Consider the following 15,132-nt stretch of genomic DNA (forward strand, 5'->3'; position numbering starts at 1 on the left):
GGAACGTGAGCGCCACGACGGCTGCCAGGAGCAGGACGACGAGATGGACGTATCGGGGACGGACGAACCTGGACCTGAGGACGGAAGGGTCAGAACCGTTGCGCAAGCCGCCCCCCGAAGAATCCCTGCGGCCTGACGGCCAGCGTGGCGAAGAGCGCGACGTAGAAGACGGTCTGCGCCCAGGTGGTGGACAGCTCCAGTTGCAGCAGGCTCTGGAGGACGCCCAGTGCCATGGCGGCGATGGCGGCGCCCGGCACACTGCCGAGACCGCCGACGACGATGATGGCCATCAGCGGGCCGATCCAGTGCCAGTGCAGCGAGGGGTAGATGGTGGTGTCGAGGGCGAGCGCCGTGCCGCCGACGGCCGCCGTGGCGAGACCGAGGCCGAACCCGTATCCGGCGATCCGGTCGGTGTCGATGCCGAGCAGCCGGGCGGCGTCCGGGTGCTGGATGGTGGCGCGCAGTGCCTGGCCGAACCGGCTGTGCTTCATGAGGAGGTAGAGGCCGAGCAGGGCGAGTGCGGCCATGCCGAAGGCGATCAGCTTCACCACCGCCACGTGTGCCCCGAGGAACTCGATGCTCGCGGAGCTGTAGCCGAGCCTGACCCGGCGCTGGGTGCCGCTGAACGCGTACCCGAGCAGCCCCTCGATGACGAGCGCCACCGCGAACGTGAGCAGCACGGACATCATGGTGAGCGTCGCCGGACGGAGCCGGGTCAGGAGCAGCCGTTGCATGGCGACGCCCGCGGCGAAGAACAGGGGCACGGTGACGAACAGGGTGAGGAGCGGGTCGACGCCGGTCTCCCGGTGCGCGAACCAGGCGAGGTAGGCGGCGAGGATCAGGAAGGCGGAGTGGGCGATCATCACGACGCGCATCACGCCGAAGTAGAGGGTGAGGCCCGCCGCCAGAAGGGCGTACAGCCCACCCAGCAGCACGCCGAGGACAAGGCTCTGCAAGACGAGGCTCGCGGAGGGCATGCCGGCCTCACCACTTCGGTTTCGGATAGATCAGATCGGCTTCCTTCTGCGCCTCGGGGAGCACGATCTGTATCTCACCGCCGACCCACTGCTGAATCATGTGCGCGCTCTGCGGTCGGCCCTTGTCGTCCCACTTCAACGGTCCCACGACGGTCTCCACCTGATGGCCGCGGAGCCACTTCACGAGCTTGCTCTGGCAGTCCGGGTCCTGGGAGGCGCATCGGGCGGCCTCGACAGCGGCGGCCACCACCTGACCGGTCGTATAGGCGTTGGCCTCGTCCTCCTCCGGCGCCTTGCCGAACTGCTCGGTGTACTTCTCGACGAACTCCTTGTTGCTCGGGTAGCCGGCCTTCTGGGTGTAGCCGGTGGGCGCGAGAATGCCCTCGGTCCTGTCGCCGATGGCCTTGGCGAACTCCGGCTCGGTCGGCGCGGTGGAGAAGGCGGCCAGCTTTGGCTGGTAGTCGAGCTGCTGCAGGGCGACGATCAGGTTGACGCCGTCCTGGTACTGGGTGCCGCCCACCACCATGTCGGCCTTCGAGTCGGCGATCTGGGCGGCGATGCTGCCGAAATCGGTGGTGTTGGGCGGGTAGACCTCGTCGGCGACGGTCCTGATGCCGCCCTTCTCCAGTTTCTCCTTCAGCCCGTAGGCGGTTCCCTGGGCGAATGGGTCGTCCATGGCGGCGTACGCGACCGTCTTCGGGCGCTCGCTCTCCGGCATGGCCAGGATGTGGTCGGCCAGGAGGTTGTAGTGGTCGTCGGCGACGGCCGGAGCGGCGTAGAAGAGGTTCTTGAAGCCCTGCTCGAAGACCTCCGGGGCCGCACCCGCCGGTTCGACGAAGAGCATCCCGTACTCCTCGGCCAGACGCGCGGACGGGACGACGAGCCGGGTGGAGAACGGCCCGAAGAGCAGGTCGACCTCTTCCCTGCCGATCAACTGCTCGTAGTCGGAGACGACGCGGTCGGCGTTGGACTGGTCGTCGAGGATCTTCAACTCGACCTTGCGGCCCAGCAGGCCGCCCTTGCCGTTGACGATCTTCGCCCAGGCCTTGTAGCCCCGTTCGACACCTTTGCCGGGTTCGGAGAAGTCCCCGGTGAGCGGTAAGGAGACACCGATCACGATGGGGTCGTCGGCCGAATCCTGGGAACCGGAGCCCGAGCCGCAGGCACTGGCGGCGAGCACCAGGGCGAGCGTGCCGGCGGCGGCCCCTGATCGTCTGCGGCCACGTCCGCGGTCTGGTCTGTGGCCTTGCCTGCGGTTTGGTCTGCGGTGCGGTCTGGTCATCGCTTCACACCCCTCGTGGCTTCCGCGTGGTGGCGATCGGGCCCGCGGTAGACGTAGTGCGAGGCGTCGGCGGACGGGGCGTCGGTGTGCGGCGTCCCTGACAGGGTGCGTACGAGAGCGTGGTCGGGGGAGAGCGCGCAGGCGGGGTCGGTGCGGGCGGCGTCACCGGTGAGCGCGTGGGCCTGACAGCGGCAGCCGCCGAAGTCGATCTCGCGGCGGGGACAGCCACCGCAGGGTCCGCTCATCCACTCCGTGCCGCGATAGCGGTCGAAGGCCGGGGAACTGTTCCAGATCCACTTCAGTGACCGGTCGCGTACGTTCGGAACGTCCAGGCCCAGCATGTCCCGGGACGCGGGGCACGGCAGGACGGCGCCGTCCGGGGCGACCGTCAGCGACACCGCACCCCAGCCGCCCATGCACGGCTTCGGCACACCGTCGAAGTAGTCCGGCACGACCCACACCAGCTCGATGGTGCCCGCCAGTTGCTCCCGACGGCGCTCGACCGCCTCCCGGGCGCGGGACAGCTGGTCTCGGGTGGGCAGCAGCGCGGTGCGGTTACGCAGGGCCCACCCGTGGAACTGGACGTTGGCCAGCTCGATCCGCTCGGCGCCCCAGGCCACACCCAGGTCCACGATGTCGTCGACGGCGTCGAGGTTGTCGCGGTGCAGGACGACGTTGAGGCCCAGCGGCAGGCCCGCGTCGCGTATGAGAGCGGCGGCCCGTGCCTTCGCCTCGAACGACCGGTGACCGGCGATCCGGTCGGACGCCGCCGGATTCGCGTGCTGCACCGACAGTTGCACGCTGCGCAGTCCGGCGGACACGAGCGCGGACATCCTCGCCGTGCTCAACCCGACGCCGCTGGTGACCAGTTGGGTGTAGATCCCGGCTCCCTCGGCGGCGGCGACAACAGCCGTGAGATCGCGGCGGAGCAGTGGCTCGCCACCGGAGAGATGGGTGTGTACGACGCCGAGGTCCGCCGCCTGCCGGAACACGTCGTCCCATTCCTCGGCGGAGAGTTCGTGTGAACGGCGCGTGAGTTCCAGGGGGTTGGAGCAGTAGGGGCAGTGCAGCGGGCAGGCGTGGGTGAGTTCGGCCAGCAGGGCCCAGGGCGCCGGGGGAGCCGTGCCCGGCGGCGGTGGATTCGTCATCGCAGCCAGCCCTCCTCGCGTACGCGGTCGAGGAACCGGGGGACTTCGGCCGCTACGGGGGCTCCGGGGAAGCGGCCCGTCAGCTCCTCGACGATCTCGTCCACGTGCCGATGGCCGTCGCACAGCCGCAGGACATCCGCGGCCTGGCCACTGAGGACGACCACCCGTTCCGGCAGGACCAACAGGTCCGCCCGGCGTACCCGGTCGTGGCGGAGCACCACCGAGCGCGCCAGGGCCGGCCGCCATCCGGTCACGGTCACGGTCATTGTCGTTCCTTCCGGTCGCCGTGGTCGATCGCGTCGAGCAGCGACCACAACACGTCACACTTGAAGGCGAGGGCTGCCACGGCACGCTCCTGATCGGCCTCCGTGCGGGCCCAGTCCAGGACGAGGCCCAGTGCCTCGCCGCTGTCCTGCCGGCCCTGGGTCTCGCGGGAACGGAAATAGGCGAGACCGTCGGCGTCGATCCACCGGTAGTGACGCTCGAACGCGGCGATGCGCGTGTGCATGATGCCCGGCGCGGACAGCTCGGTGAGGGACGCCGCGACGGCTTCCAGCGGGGAGCGGAGCCGGCAGAAGTTGACGTATCCGTCCACCGCCAGCCGTACCCCGGGCAGCACTCCCTCACCGGACAGCAGATCCGACCGGTCGAGCCCAGCGGCCTCGCCCAGCCTCAGCCACCGCTCGATGCCGCCCTCCCCGTCGGCCCGGCCGTCGTGCTCCTCGATCCGCCGCAGCCACATACGGCGCAGCCGCGGGGTGCCCAGCTTGGCCAGGACCAGGGCGTCCTTGACGGGGATGTGCCGCTGATAGTGGAACCGGTTGAGGATCCAGCGGCGCAGCTCGTCAGGGGTCAACTCCCCCTGATGCATACGTACGTTGAAGGGATGGCGGTCGTGGTAGTGGTCCCGGGCCACGGCTCTCAGCCGTTCCTCGAAGCCCGTCGCGACACCTGTGCCGACACCTGTGCGGATACCTGAGCCGATGTCTGTGCTCACAGTTGGATCACCATTCCGTCTCCGGCCACCTCGATGCCCTGGTCGGCCAGCCGTTTGTACTGCGGTGCGCTCGGATCGACGAGGGGATTGGTGTTGTTCAGATGGGTGTAGAGACAGCGGGCGCGAAGCGGCGCCAGGCGCTCCGCGGTGCCGCCCGGCCCATCGATCGGGAGGTGCCCCATACCCGTCGCCGTGCGGGTGGAGATGCCTGTGCGCCGGGGTTCCTCGTCGTCCCAGAACGTGCCGTCGACGATCACGCAGTCGGCTTCGGCGACAGCGGACTGCAGGGCGCCCGGCCAGGCGGCGAGTGCGGGCGCGTAAACGGCTTTCGCTCCGGTGGCGCGGTCGGTGAGAAGCAGCGCGACGACCCAGGTATCGCCTTCAGAACCGGGCAGGTGCACCGCGTAGCGCGGGCGTTTGCCGGAGACGGGGATCGCGCTGATCGTGACGATTGAGTCCTCGGTGAGCGGTACGGGCCGCTCCTGGGACAGTTCGCGCCAGGTGAGCGGCGTGTACGGGCCGAGGACGTCCTCCAGACACAGCCCGGTGAGCAGTGCCTCGCGCACGGACCCGGTGGCGAGCAACTCCAGCCCGTCGGCACCGGCTTCGCGCAGCCGGGCGATGCCGAGAGTGTGGTCGAGTTCGGCGTCGGTCAGGATCAGCCCGGCGATCGGGGTCCGCCGCGAACCGGCCCGGGGGCCGGAAGCGGAGCCGCGGACGGGTACGGGTACGGGTACGGGACGCAGTGCGGGACAGTCTTCGATCTGGTCGCCGATGTCCGGCGTGGCGTTGATGAGATACCAGCGGTCGTCGGACGCCTGTACGGCGAGTGAGGCGTGGCGGCGGCGCCACGTGGGGTGGGCGCGTGCCCCGGAGCAGCCGGGGCACGCGCAGTTCCACTGGGGTACGCCGCCGCCCGCCGCAGTGCCGAGCACATGCAGCAGCACGGCGGCGGGCTAACGGTCGCTCAGGAAATAGGCGGTGACCTCCAGCGCGGTCTCGACGACCACGAAGTCGGGGGTCTGCCAGCTCGGTGCCTTTTCGTCGACGGGTGGCGACTGACGTTCCACCGCCTGCCGTACGGATTCGGTCATGTGCCGTACCTGCCTTCCGATGTGGGGAACCGGTGTACATGGGCCAGGTCGTGCTGTGTTGCAGCATCGCGAGCATCGGCCACCGGGGTCAATAGGTCGACAGAAAAGTGCTCCGATCTATCGTTGGCCGAAAAGGAGAACGTCAAGGTCGGCCACTGTCGGATCTGTTGGCAAAGCAGCTGTTGAGGCGGTGTCAGCGGCTTGATTCACCAGGCGAAGGTATGAACCTTTGGCTTCATTGGCGCTTGACCCTCAATCACATACCTCCTACCTTCCGGAGAGCTGATTACTCATCAGGTTTCGAGCCCAGCACGGCTTCCTGACACCCCCACAGCGAGGAGCTCGCCCATGCGCGGATTCCGAACCATCACATCGGCCGCTGCCGCGGCCACGCTCACCGCCGGTCTGCTCGGCGCGGCGGCCGGCGCCGGAAACGCCACGGCACGAAGTGACAGCGGAACAGACAGCGGCATTGCCTCGGTCCCCTCGGCCATCCGAACGGTCTCGTCCGGCTGGACCGTTCCCTGGGGCCTGAGCTGGCTGCCCGACGGGTCGGCGCTCGTCACCGAACGGGACTCCTTCAAGCTCTTCAAACTCACCCAGGCGGGCACGAGGACCGAAATCGGCAAGGTGCCCAACGTCGTGACCACCAGCGGCGAGGGCGGCCTCCTCGGCCTCGCGGTCTCACCGAACTGGAACAGCGACCACTACGTCTACCTCATGCACTCGGCGGCCTCCGACAACCGCATCGTCCGGATGACGTACGACGGCTCCTCGCTGAGCGGCTACACGGTCCTCGTCAGCGGCATTGCCAAGAACAAGTACCACAACGGCGGTCGCATCAAGTTCGGCCCGGACGGCCACCTCTACGCCACCACGGGCGATGCGCAGAACAGCAACCTCGCCCAGGACAGGAACTCCCTCAACGGGAAGATCCTGCGGATGACGAAGGACGGCAGGCCCGCACCCGGCAACCCGTTCGGCACACTCGTCTTCTCCCTCGGCCACCGCAACCCCCAGGGCATCACCTGGGACGCCCAAGGGAGGCTCTGGGAAGCCGAGTTCGGCAACAGCAAGTACGACGAGCTCAATCTGATCGAGTCCGGCAAGAACTACGGCTGGCCGGTCTGCGAGGGCAGCTGTTCCACGTCCGGCATGACCAGCCCCAAGCGGCAGTGGACCGTCAGCGAGGCATCCCCGAGCGCGGTCACGTACGCCGACGGAGCCCTCTACATGGCGGCACTGCGCGGCGAGCGGCTATGGCGCATCCCGGTCAGCGGCACCAGCGCCGGCACCCCCACCGCGTACTACACCACCCAGTACGGCCGACTGCGCACGGTGGAGACGCTCCCCGGCAAGAACGCCCTGTGGCTGGCCACCACCAACGCCGACAACAACGGAGGCGAGCCGGACGGCGCGGACAAGGTGTTCCAGGTCGATCTGCAGTAGGACGCCATCCGGCGTCACACGTCGTAGACGGCGCGTTGGACTCCAGGGACGCGTGACGGCGCCGGCATCGCCCCGGCCGGTGCTGCCGCCGATCTTGTACAGGCCGGCCGCCGCGGTGGCTGGGGGTGGTGTTCTCCGGGAGCCGCTGCCAGGCGTCGGCGCCCGGGTCGTAGGCCCAGGTGGCCACGGTGATGTCCGCCGTGGCCTGGGTGGCGACGGAGCCTCTAGCCTCTACTCAGGTCGTGGGGTCTCCCGGGCCCGAGCCTGGTGCCGGCGGGCTTTGAGCCGGTTCCCGCAGGTCTTCATCGAGCACCACCGTGCGGTGTTGGCGCGACTGCGGTCCAGAACGAAGAGGCGGCATTCAGGGTTCTCGCACGGCCGCAGTCGGCCGGGCATGCGCTCTTTGACGTCCGCCCACGCGAGCACAAGTTCCACGGCGAGCCTGCGCTCCGGCGGCACCTCCAAGTGCCACTCGATGCCCGACGCGCTGGACTGCGGGACTTTGCGAACGCCTGCGAGGACTCCGCGCAGACGGGGCTCTTGCGACGTGCCCGACTCCACCGCCTGGAGCGCGTCCCGGGCGGTGCGCAGCCACCGGTGCTCCTCGTCACCGCCGAGACCCCCGTGCCCTCGTGCCCAGCTGTCCACCTCATGGTCGTCACGCCACAGGTCCTGGCGTCGGCCATCCACGATGGGGGTGCTGTTCAGCGCCTGCATCAGGGCTTGGTCGTCGAGCACGGACCTCACCTTCCCCGGCTAACTCCATCAAGTGGTTTGACAGGTTACCCCAAGGGGGGTGTACTGGGACCCCGAAAGTAACCATCATGGGGCGTCTAAGAGGTTAGTCATGGTTGAGATCCGCCACCAGTACGCGACAGTGCGGGGACATCGCGTCTTCTACCGCGAGGCAGGAGCCCGCGAGGCGCCCACGCTCGTACTCCTGCACGGATTCCCCTCCAGTTCGCGTATGTTCCGCCACCTCATTCCGGCGCTGGCCGATCGATTCCACGTCATCGCCCCCGACCACCTCGGCTTCGGCAACTCCGATGCCCCGCCCGTGGACGCGTTCACCTACACCTTCGACTCCCTGACCGACATCACCGAAGCCCTTCTGACCCACCTCGGCGTCACCCGCTACGCCCTGTACGTCCAGGACTACGGCGCACCCATCGGCTGGCGGCTGGCCCTGCGCACCCCGGACGCGATCACCGCGGTGATCACGCAGAACGGCAACGCCTACGAGGACGGCTTCGTACCGGATTTCTGGAAGCCTGTATGGGCGTACTGCGAGAATCCGGGCCCCCAGACCGAACCCGCCGCCCGTACCGCCCTCTCGTTCGATGCCATCCGCTGGCAGTACCTGAACGGAGTGGACCGACCCGAGCTGGTCGATCCCGACACCTGGGCCGCTGACCACCGCGAGGTCAACCGGCCAGGCAACGACCTCGTGCAGCTCGCCCTGTTTCGCGATTACGCCAGCAATCCACCCCTCTACCCTCAGGTGCACGCCTACTTTCGGGAACGCCAGGTTCCTCTCCTGGCGGTCTGGGGCGCAGGCGACGAGATCTTCGGCCCGGACGGAGCACGTGCCTTCACAAGGGACCTGCCGGACGCGGAGATCCACCTGGTTCCCGGAGGCGGACACTTTCTGCTCGAAAGCCACCTGGACACCGTGGCCGGGTACATTCGCGGGTTCCTGACCGTCACCGAATCACCAGCGTGAAGCGACAGAGCTTTCTGCGCTGACGCCCAGCTGGTGTCCTCGGCACGGGTCGGCCATCCACTCCGGTCCTCTCACGGACAGCAGAGAGTCGTCCCTGTCCCCAGCGATGTCGAGGCGGTGGTCGTGGGCCAGGCGCAGGCCCTGGCACAGGCAGGCGACCAGCAGCAGCCGGCCGGGGCCGTCGGCGGCCCGGTGCTGTTCGCCCAGGGTGGTGAAGGCGCGCTGGGCGGCCTGCTGCCAGTCGCGTTCGGTGCAACGGTCGTCGGTGGTGTCGTCGTACAAGCAGACGAGTGGAGCACCAACCCACGGCGGATCGGCTCTGCGGGTCCACCGTCCACACGGGCCGGCGCGACGGCCTCGCCCGCGTGGACGGTGGACGAGGCGGCCGCGATCACCTCCCGTCCTGGATCACCGGCACGGGTGGTCATGACCAGGATGTCGATCACGCCTCGGCGTACGACGCCATCCGGCCGGGCTCAGGGACAGAGTCGGGCCACGGTCGGTCAGGCGGTGATGGCACGCGGTTCAAGATAGGACTCGAGGCCGTACAGGTGGTGTTCGCGGCCGATGCCGGACTGTTTGATGCCGCCGAAGGGAGCCTCGACATCGCTGAAGATCCGGTTGATGAGGACGGCGCCCGCCTCGACCTGCCGGGCGACGTGGTGGGCTCGCTCGGTGTCGCTGGAGAACACGTGAGCCTGCAGGCCGTATGGGCTGTCGTTGGCGATGCTCACTGCCTCGTCGTCGTCCTCGTAGGGGATGACGACAAGGACCGGGCCGAATATCTCCTCACGGGCGATGCGCATCTGATTGGTGACGCCCGCGAACACTGTGGGCTTGACGAACCAGCCCTTGTCGAGACCCTCGGGCCGCCCCTCGCCGCCGACCAGCAACTGCGCCCCCTCCTGCAGACCGAGCCGGATGTAGCTCTGGACCCTGTCGAACTGCGCCTGGCTGACTACTGGTCCCACACCCGTCGACGGGTCTCGCGGGTCTCCGACCCCGAACGCGGGCATGGCGGACTCGATGGCTTCGAGGATCTCCTCGAGCCTGCTGCGCGGTGCGAGGATCCTGGTACCGGCGAAGCAGGTCTGCCCATTGTTGAGGAAGCCGGACGAGAGCGCCGCTGAGACGGCTGAGGGGATGTCGGCGTCGTCGAGCAGAATGCTCGGCCCCTTGCCGCCGAGCTCGAGTGTGAGGCGTTTGAAGGTGGCGGCGGCGTTGCGCATGATGCGCTGTCCCACCACGGTCGATCCCGTGAAACTGACCTTGGTCACGTCGGGGTGTGACGTCAGGACATCGCCGACGATGCTGCCGCGACCGGTGACGACGTTGATCACGCCCGGCGGTACGTCCGCTGCGTCGAACGCTTCGGTCATGATCTGCGTCTGGATGGCGCTGAGTTCACTGGGCTTGACGACGGCCGTGGCTCCGGCCGCAAGGGCGTTCGCGAGTTTCTGCGCCACGAAGACAGTGTTCAGATTCCACGGAGTGATCAGCGCGGCGACGCCGAGCGGCTTCATGACGACGGTGCTCGTGCCCCGGGCCTTGGTGAACTCGTACGACTCGAGAAGCTTGGCAGCATCGGCGAACATCGTCGGTGCCAGGGGAATGAGGCCGTCTACGATGCCGCGTACCGCTCCGTATTCCTCGACCATGGCTGCCTTGAGCTCGTCGAGACGCTCGGTGAACGTGACGCTCAGACGGTTGAGGAGGGCGATGCGCTCCTCCTTGCTGGTCCTGGAGTAGCTCGCGAAGGCCTGCTTGGCGGCGGCGGTGGCCGTTCGTGCATCAGTTTCGTCGGCGAGACGCACCTCGCCGATGACCTCCTCGGTCGTGGGGTTGAACAGGGGGGACAACTCCGTCCCGTGAGGGGTGACGAACTGGCCGTCGATGTAAGTCCGGTCGATTTTTCGCATCTCTCCGCTTCCGCTTCTCTGCCGGTTGGCCGGCCTGGGCAGGCCCGGCCGGGAACGCGGGGCTCGCGGACCGTGCTCCCCTGTGTTGACCGTGGCGCGCGCCGGCCGCTCGGGCCATGTCTGGCCGTTGGAGGTGGCGTTGCCCATGATGTTCGCTTCTGTCAGTTCTGACCGGTTTCCGCGATACGCAGGACCGGTTTGACGACATCGCCGCGTGCCGCATCGGCGAATGCCGCGTTGATGTCGTCGAATTCGTAGAAACGGATCAGTCTGTCGATGGGAAATCGGCCTGACTGGTACAGCTCGACGAGCTTGGGGATGAACAGCTGCGGAACGGCGTCGCCTTGGATGATTCCGCGCACTGACTTCCCGAGCGCGAGCTCGGCCGGTGACAATGTGCCCGGAGCCCCGCCGGCCACCAGGCCGACCTGCCCCATCGGGGCCAGGGATGCCACAGCGTGCCTGAGCATGTCGGCACGACCGGTCGTGTCCAGGACGTAGTCGATGCCTCTTTCCGTGATCTGTTTGATGGCCTCGACCACGTCCGTTCCACCCGCGTTCAGCGTGTGAGTCGCACCCAGTTCGTCGGCCAGGGCAAGACGCTGAGCGTTGACGTCGACCGCGATGATCGTCGACGCTCCCGCCACGCGGGCCGCCATCAGGGCGCTGAAGCCGACGGCCCCGACACCGAAGATGGCGATGGTCCCACCTGTGGGTAAGCCGAATGAGTTCAGCACGGCCCCGGCACCCGTCTGTATGCCGCAGCCGAGCGGGGCCAGCAGTTCCAGGGGCACGTCCTTGTCCACCTTGACGGTGTTGCGTTGTGTGGTCAGCGCGTAAGTAGCGAAGGAGGACTGACCGAAGAAGTGGCCGCTCAGATCACTATCCGTGTTGTCGACACGGTGCACTCCTCGGCTTCCGTCGAGCCGTGCCCCTGAGAAGTTGGCAGTCAGTGCCTGGTCGCAGTAGGCCGGATGCCCGCTCAGGCACTGGGCGCACTGCCCACACGCCTGGAACGACATGACGACGTGGTCGCCGGGCTGTACGCCCGCGACGCTCCGCCCCACGCGCTCGACGATGCCGGCCCCTTCGTGGCCCAGCACCATGGGGAGCGGGGCAGGGACGCGGCCGTGCAGCGCATGGGCGTCGGTCTGGCAGATGCCTGTGGCCACCAACTTGACCAGGATTTCGTCGTCCCGGGGCTCATCCAGCTCGAGTTCCTCGATGAGGAGCGGATTCGCTTTCGCTTCGGCTACTGCTGCGCGTATGCGCATAAGGGAGTCCTTACGTTGTAGGTGGGTTGGTTTCGGTTTCGGTCACTCGTTCGCTTGGTAAGGACACGCTGGCGAAATCGTCTGCTGGGCTGTGAACGGAATCGACTTCGGAGGTGGCCGTGCCCGAACTGTGGGCCGGTACGGATGCGGGCAAGGCCCAGCACCACTGCACGGTGATCGACGCCGACGGCAAGCGCCGACTGTCGCGGCGGGTGGACAACGACGAGACCGCGCTGCTCAAACTGATCGCCGAGAGCGACGCCAAGGACGCCTTCGTCATCGCCGACCAGGCCCGCATGCGCCGCGATCTGGAGTCGGTGCATCGGGGCGGCGACATTGCCGTGGGCCTGCGGATCCTCACCTCGTGCCGCCTGGGCCTGGCCGCCGACCGCACCCGGGCGATCAACCGGCTGCGGGCCCAGATGCTGGAGTACTTCCCCGCCCTGGAACGCGCCTTCGACTACAAGACGTCCAAGGCGGCCCTGGTGCTGCTGACCCACTACCAGACGCCGGCCGCCCTCCGGCGTATCGGCAAGACGCGGCTCGCGACCTGGCTGAAGAATCGCAAGGTCCGCAACTACCAGCTCGTCGCCGTCACCGCGGTGGACGCCGCCGAGGCCCAGCACACCGCCGTCGCCGGGGAGAAGCCGGCCGCCGCCATGGTGGCCAGGCTCGCGAGGGAGGCGATGGCCCTCGATGAGGAGATCGCCGAGACCGACGTGCTGATCGAGGGCCGGTTTCGCGACCACCCCCACGCCGAGGTCATCCTGAGCATGCCCGGCCTCGGCCCCGTCCTCGGCGGCGACATGAGCATCCTCGCCAGCTCCGACCGCCTCGCCGGCGTCGCCGGCCTGGCACCGGTCCCCAAGGACTCCGGCCGCATCAGCGGCAACATGCGCCGACCACGCCGCTGCTGCCGCCGCCTGCTGCGCGTCTTCTACATGTCCGCCATGGTCGCCGCCCGCTCCCGCCCCGTCTCCAGAGCCTTCTACGAGCGCCAGAGGGCCGAGGGCAAGGGCCACAAGCAGGCGATCACCGCCCTCGCGAGGCGCCGCTTGAACGTCCTGTGGTCCCTCATACGCGACGGCCGCGTCTTCGGGATCACGGCGCCGCAAACCCCCGTCACGCTGGGCTGACACGCTCACAGCGAGTCACCGACCTGGGTTGGCAACTCCATTGGGAATCCTTTCTCCTGCCGAGGACCACTGCTTGCCCCGTTCTGTCAGGAGGGACCTGAGCGGTCCGAACGGTCTCGGTGTGAATGGGCGGCGCGGATCAGCGCTCTCAGACACGAAAACGATGGGATGCGAGCCACTGGCCACCTTCTCGACATAGATGCCGGAGACAGATTGGTGGGCATGGCGGTTCTCCTCGTACAGATACATCAGGGCAGCACGCATACGGCTCGGAAGAGGAATGGATCACGGTCCGGACGTCCGAGCCTCATACAGACTGCCGTGCGGCGGGCAGGCCGAGAATGTCCCCGCGACAGGCGATTCGGGCCCGCTCCGGTGGCCGTACGGCCAGCGCGGCACAGGCCAGACGACCCGTTGGCGCGTACGGCACCTCGTACCTCTTCGGCCTCGCCCCGGCTGTAGCGTCGTCAGCCGACGGTTCGCTTCGGCTTGGGTGTGGCCAGGGCCCGGAACGCCGCGCAGCCGCGGGGGGTGCCTCTACGTCTTTCGTCAAGCGAGGCGTGGGGTTCTGGGTTCGTAGAAGGTGCCGTCGCGGACCATCGCGCACAGCACGCTGATGCGGTGGCGGGCCAGGCGGAGGAGTGCCTGGGTGTGGGTCTTCCCGCGGGCCCGGCAATTGTCGTAGTAGGTGCGGGAGGCGGGATCGTGCAGGGCGGCGAACGCGGACAGGAACATCGCCCGTTCGAGTTGCCGGTTGCCGCCTCGGGGTGCGTGTTCGCCGTGGATCGGGGTCCCCGACGACTTCGTCGTCGGGGCGAGGCCGGCGTAGGAGGCGAGGTGGGCGGCGGTGGGGAGTTGGTGCTGTCGCCGACGGTGACCAGCAGAACTGCGGCGGTCCTGACCGCGACTCCCGGAATCGAGGTCAGGATCGGGGAAAGAGGGTGAGCCTCCAGCAGCTGCCCGATCTGCGCTTGCTTTCTGCCAGGTCCGCTTCGGGATCTTCTTCACCAGGTCATCGGCGCACATCTTTCCGGCCCGGGTGGTGATGTGGTGGTCACGGGCGACGGCGAGGACGTATGCCTGGCCGCGTTGTTCGAGGGTGTTACGCAGGGGCGTGTCGCCGGGGTTTCGTCGCGAAGGTGTGATCCTCCGGAATGCCGGCGGCCCGACGCCGGTCGGGATCGTCGGTCCAGGAGCGGGCACGTAGAGTTCCCGGTCGATCGCGGCATGACCTCGCGGGGTGGAGTAGGCGGGGTAGACGGCGACCTGGCTGTTCTTTCTTCAGGTCACCGGTCTCATCGACCACCAGGACGACGTCTCCTGTGCCGAGGTGGTCGACGACGAAGCCGCGCAGATCGTCACGGACGGCGTCCGCGTCCCGCTTCGCCCGTGCGAGCAGGTGCTGCAGCCGGTCGGAGCCGGCACGGCCGGCGTGCTCGGCCAGTCGTCCAGCCGTCCAGCAGTTCTTCCGTGGCAGGCCCGCCAACAGGCCGAGGACGAACTCCCGTGCTTGCCGCCGCGGTTCGACCCGTGCGAACCGGGAGGTCCGGCCGATCAGGACCTCGAACGTCTCCCGCCGGCGGGGCCTCATCGTCCCGGTTCAGAAGGCGCTTTCGCGTGACCGCACAGAACCCGGCTCAATGCCGGAGAAAACCGTGGGCCCGGCTTTCGGAGTCCCGTTGTCGGTGCCTGTCAGGCCGAGGTCAGCGCATTCCTCGAGAGGCGATCACGCCGCAGTTTTCCGTCACGCTCTCGCACGCGGCGGTGCCCACCGCAACGACGGCCCGCGTTCCTGGAACGGCACTCATGTCGGTGACCAGGCTGCCGTAACTGGTCGAGGTCAGTTCGGTGGGAGGCGCCTCCTGAATCCAGGAGTCACCATTCCACCGGGAGAATGCGGAATGAGGCTCGCCCACCTGCCAGCCCGTTGCCCACACCGTTCCGGATTCGTCCGCGATCAGGTCGCTGATGATTCCGTACTCAGGGGCAGGCAGCTGATGCCACGTCTGGCCGTCCCAGCGGGCGGTGCTCCTCGCCGGCCCCGTTACCTTTTCCGTGGCCCCGCAATGGGGCGCCTGGCCCCCGGGTCCGGTATGGCTGTGTGCCCCCTGTCGTACGGATGACCTGGGGGGT

The 15,132-nt window shown here is 68.1% G+C and carries 14 protein-coding genes and 3 pseudogenes; 3 read left to right on the forward strand and 14 right to left on the reverse strand.

Going from position 1 to position 15,132, the window contains the following annotated elements; genetic code table 11:
* Window positions 1-89 precede the first annotated feature (89 nt).
* The 7 genes from AB0J04_RS24970 to pqqA all read right to left on the reverse strand — a co-directional run bounded on the left by AB0J04_RS24970 (window position 90) and on the right by pqqA (window position 5,498).
* A complete protein-coding gene (locus tag AB0J04_RS24970) occupies window positions 90-977 on the reverse strand; it encodes a branched-chain amino acid ABC transporter permease (protein ID WP_363170771.1) in 888 nt (295 codons plus the stop codon).
* Between the two features lie 7 nt (window positions 978-984).
* Window positions 985-2,157, reverse strand: coding sequence for an amino acid ABC transporter substrate-binding protein (locus AB0J04_RS24975; RefSeq protein WP_363170772.1), 1,173 nt, complete (start codon window positions 2,155-2,157; stop codon window positions 985-987).
* A 98-nt stretch (window positions 2,158-2,255) separates the two neighbouring features.
* The gene (gene pqqE, locus AB0J04_RS24980; protein WP_363170773.1) at window positions 2,256-3,407 is read right to left on the reverse strand and encodes a pyrroloquinoline quinone biosynthesis protein PqqE; all 1,152 of its coding nucleotides are present in this window, start codon (window positions 3,405-3,407) and stop codon (window positions 2,256-2,258) included.
* Window positions 3,404-3,673 (reverse strand): pyrroloquinoline quinone biosynthesis peptide chaperone PqqD, encoded by a 270-nt coding sequence (gene pqqD / locus AB0J04_RS24985; RefSeq protein ID WP_363170774.1) that lies wholly within the window; start codon window positions 3,671-3,673, stop codon window positions 3,404-3,406. Before pqqD ends, pqqE begins: the two co-directional genes overlap by 4 nt.
* Entirely contained in the window at window positions 3,670-4,392 is a 723-nt protein-coding gene (gene pqqC, locus AB0J04_RS24990) for a pyrroloquinoline-quinone synthase PqqC (RefSeq protein ID WP_363170784.1), read from the reverse strand. Before pqqC ends, pqqD begins: the two co-directional genes overlap by 4 nt.
* 8 nt (window positions 4,393-4,400) lie before the next feature.
* The gene (locus tag AB0J04_RS24995) at window positions 4,401-5,351 is read right to left on the reverse strand and encodes an MBL fold metallo-hydrolase (protein WP_363170775.1); all 951 of its coding nucleotides are present in this window, start codon (window positions 5,349-5,351) and stop codon (window positions 4,401-4,403) included.
* Between the two features lie 9 nt (window positions 5,352-5,360).
* Complete coding sequence (gene pqqA / locus AB0J04_RS25000) at window positions 5,361-5,498, reverse strand: pyrroloquinoline quinone precursor peptide PqqA (RefSeq protein ID WP_363170776.1); 138 nt, start codon at window positions 5,496-5,498, stop codon at window positions 5,361-5,363.
* 348 nt (window positions 5,499-5,846) lie between these two features.
* Here pqqA and AB0J04_RS25005 point away from each other — a divergent pair, with 348 nt between their 5' ends.
* Window positions 5,847-6,947, forward strand: coding sequence for a PQQ-dependent sugar dehydrogenase (locus AB0J04_RS25005; RefSeq protein WP_363170777.1), 1,101 nt, complete (start codon window positions 5,847-5,849; stop codon window positions 6,945-6,947).
* Window positions 6,948-7,178: 231 nt separating this feature from the next.
* Here AB0J04_RS25005 and AB0J04_RS25010 read toward each other — a convergent pair whose 3' ends face one another.
* Complete coding sequence (locus AB0J04_RS25010) at window positions 7,179-7,685, reverse strand: CGNR zinc finger domain-containing protein (protein WP_363170778.1); 507 nt, start codon at window positions 7,683-7,685, stop codon at window positions 7,179-7,181.
* A gap of 109 nt (window positions 7,686-7,794) precedes the next feature.
* Between AB0J04_RS25010 and AB0J04_RS25015 the strand changes: the two genes are divergently transcribed.
* Window positions 7,795-8,670, forward strand: a complete 876-nt coding sequence (locus AB0J04_RS25015; RefSeq protein ID WP_363170779.1) for an alpha/beta hydrolase — start codon at window positions 7,795-7,797, stop codon at window positions 8,668-8,670.
* On the opposite strand, the gene AB0J04_RS25020 is transcribed toward AB0J04_RS25015, so the two are convergent.
* The 3 genes from AB0J04_RS25020 to AB0J04_RS25030 form a co-directional block, all read right to left on the reverse strand.
* Window positions 8,659-8,952, reverse strand: coding sequence for a hypothetical protein (locus tag AB0J04_RS25020; RefSeq protein WP_363170780.1), 294 nt, complete (start codon window positions 8,950-8,952; stop codon window positions 8,659-8,661). The two genes, AB0J04_RS25015 and AB0J04_RS25020, sit on opposite strands and share 12 nt — an antisense overlap.
* A 221-nt stretch (window positions 8,953-9,173) precedes the next feature.
* Window positions 9,174-10,736: an aldehyde dehydrogenase family protein gene (locus AB0J04_RS25025; RefSeq protein WP_363170781.1), complete on the reverse strand. Its 1,563-nt coding sequence runs from the start codon at window positions 10,734-10,736 to the stop codon at window positions 9,174-9,176.
* 14 nt (window positions 10,737-10,750) lie between these two features.
* Window positions 10,751-11,863: an NAD(P)-dependent alcohol dehydrogenase gene (locus AB0J04_RS25030; protein WP_363170782.1), complete on the reverse strand. Its 1,113-nt coding sequence runs from the start codon at window positions 11,861-11,863 to the stop codon at window positions 10,751-10,753.
* 113 nt (window positions 11,864-11,976) lie between these two features.
* Between AB0J04_RS25030 and AB0J04_RS25035 the strand changes: the two genes are divergently transcribed.
* The gene (locus AB0J04_RS25035) at window positions 11,977-12,999 is read left to right on the forward strand and encodes a transposase (RefSeq protein ID WP_363170783.1); all 1,023 of its coding nucleotides are present in this window, start codon (window positions 11,977-11,979) and stop codon (window positions 12,997-12,999) included.
* A 549-nt stretch (window positions 13,000-13,548) separates the two neighbouring features.
* On the opposite strand, the pseudogene AB0J04_RS25040 reads toward AB0J04_RS25035, so the two are convergent.
* The 3 pseudogenes from AB0J04_RS25040 to AB0J04_RS25050 all read right to left on the reverse strand — a co-directional run.
* Window positions 13,549-13,973 (reverse strand): annotated as a pseudogene (locus AB0J04_RS25040) (transposase); the annotation flags it as partial.
* Window positions 13,966-14,590, reverse strand: a pseudogene (locus tag AB0J04_RS25045) (transposase); the annotation flags it as partial. The pseudogenes AB0J04_RS25045 and AB0J04_RS25040, both read right to left, overlap by 8 nt.
* Window positions 14,591-14,702: 112 nt before the next feature.
* Window positions 14,703-15,132: pseudogene (locus AB0J04_RS25050) on the reverse strand (hypothetical protein); the annotation flags it as partial.

This window comes from Streptomyces sp. NPDC050263, from assembly GCF_040655955.1.
GTDB lineage: Bacteria > Actinomycetota > Actinomycetes > Streptomycetales > Streptomycetaceae > Streptomyces.

What these genes read in the sequence shown, in the direction of transcription:
- AB0J04_RS25025 (WP_363170781.1), bottom strand. Translation starts at nt 10,736, where the DNA reads ATGGGCAACGCCACCTCCAACGGCCAGACATGGCCCGAGCGGCCGGCG.
- AB0J04_RS25005 (WP_363170777.1), top strand. Translation starts at nt 5,847, where the DNA reads ATGCGCGGATTCCGAACCATCACATCGGCCGCTGCCGCGGCCACGCTC.
- pqqA (WP_363170776.1), bottom strand. Translation starts at nt 5,498, where the DNA reads ATGACCGAATCCGTACGGCAGGCGGTGGAACGTCAGTCGCCACCCGTC.
- AB0J04_RS25015 (WP_363170779.1), top strand. Translation starts at nt 7,795, where the DNA reads ATGGTTGAGATCCGCCACCAGTACGCGACAGTGCGGGGACATCGCGTC.
- pqqD (WP_363170774.1), bottom strand. Translation starts at nt 3,673, where the DNA reads ATGACCGTGACCGTGACCGGATGGCGGCCGGCCCTGGCGCGCTCGGTG.
- AB0J04_RS24970 (WP_363170771.1), bottom strand. Translation starts at nt 977, where the DNA reads ATGCCCTCCGCGAGCCTCGTCTTGCAGAGCCTTGTCCTCGGCGTGCTG.
- AB0J04_RS25030 (WP_363170782.1), bottom strand. Translation starts at nt 11,863, where the DNA reads ATGCGCATACGCGCAGCAGTAGCCGAAGCGAAAGCGAATCCGCTCCTC.
- pqqE (WP_363170773.1), bottom strand. Translation starts at nt 3,407, where the DNA reads ATGACGAATCCACCGCCGCCGGGCACGGCTCCCCCGGCGCCCTGGGCC.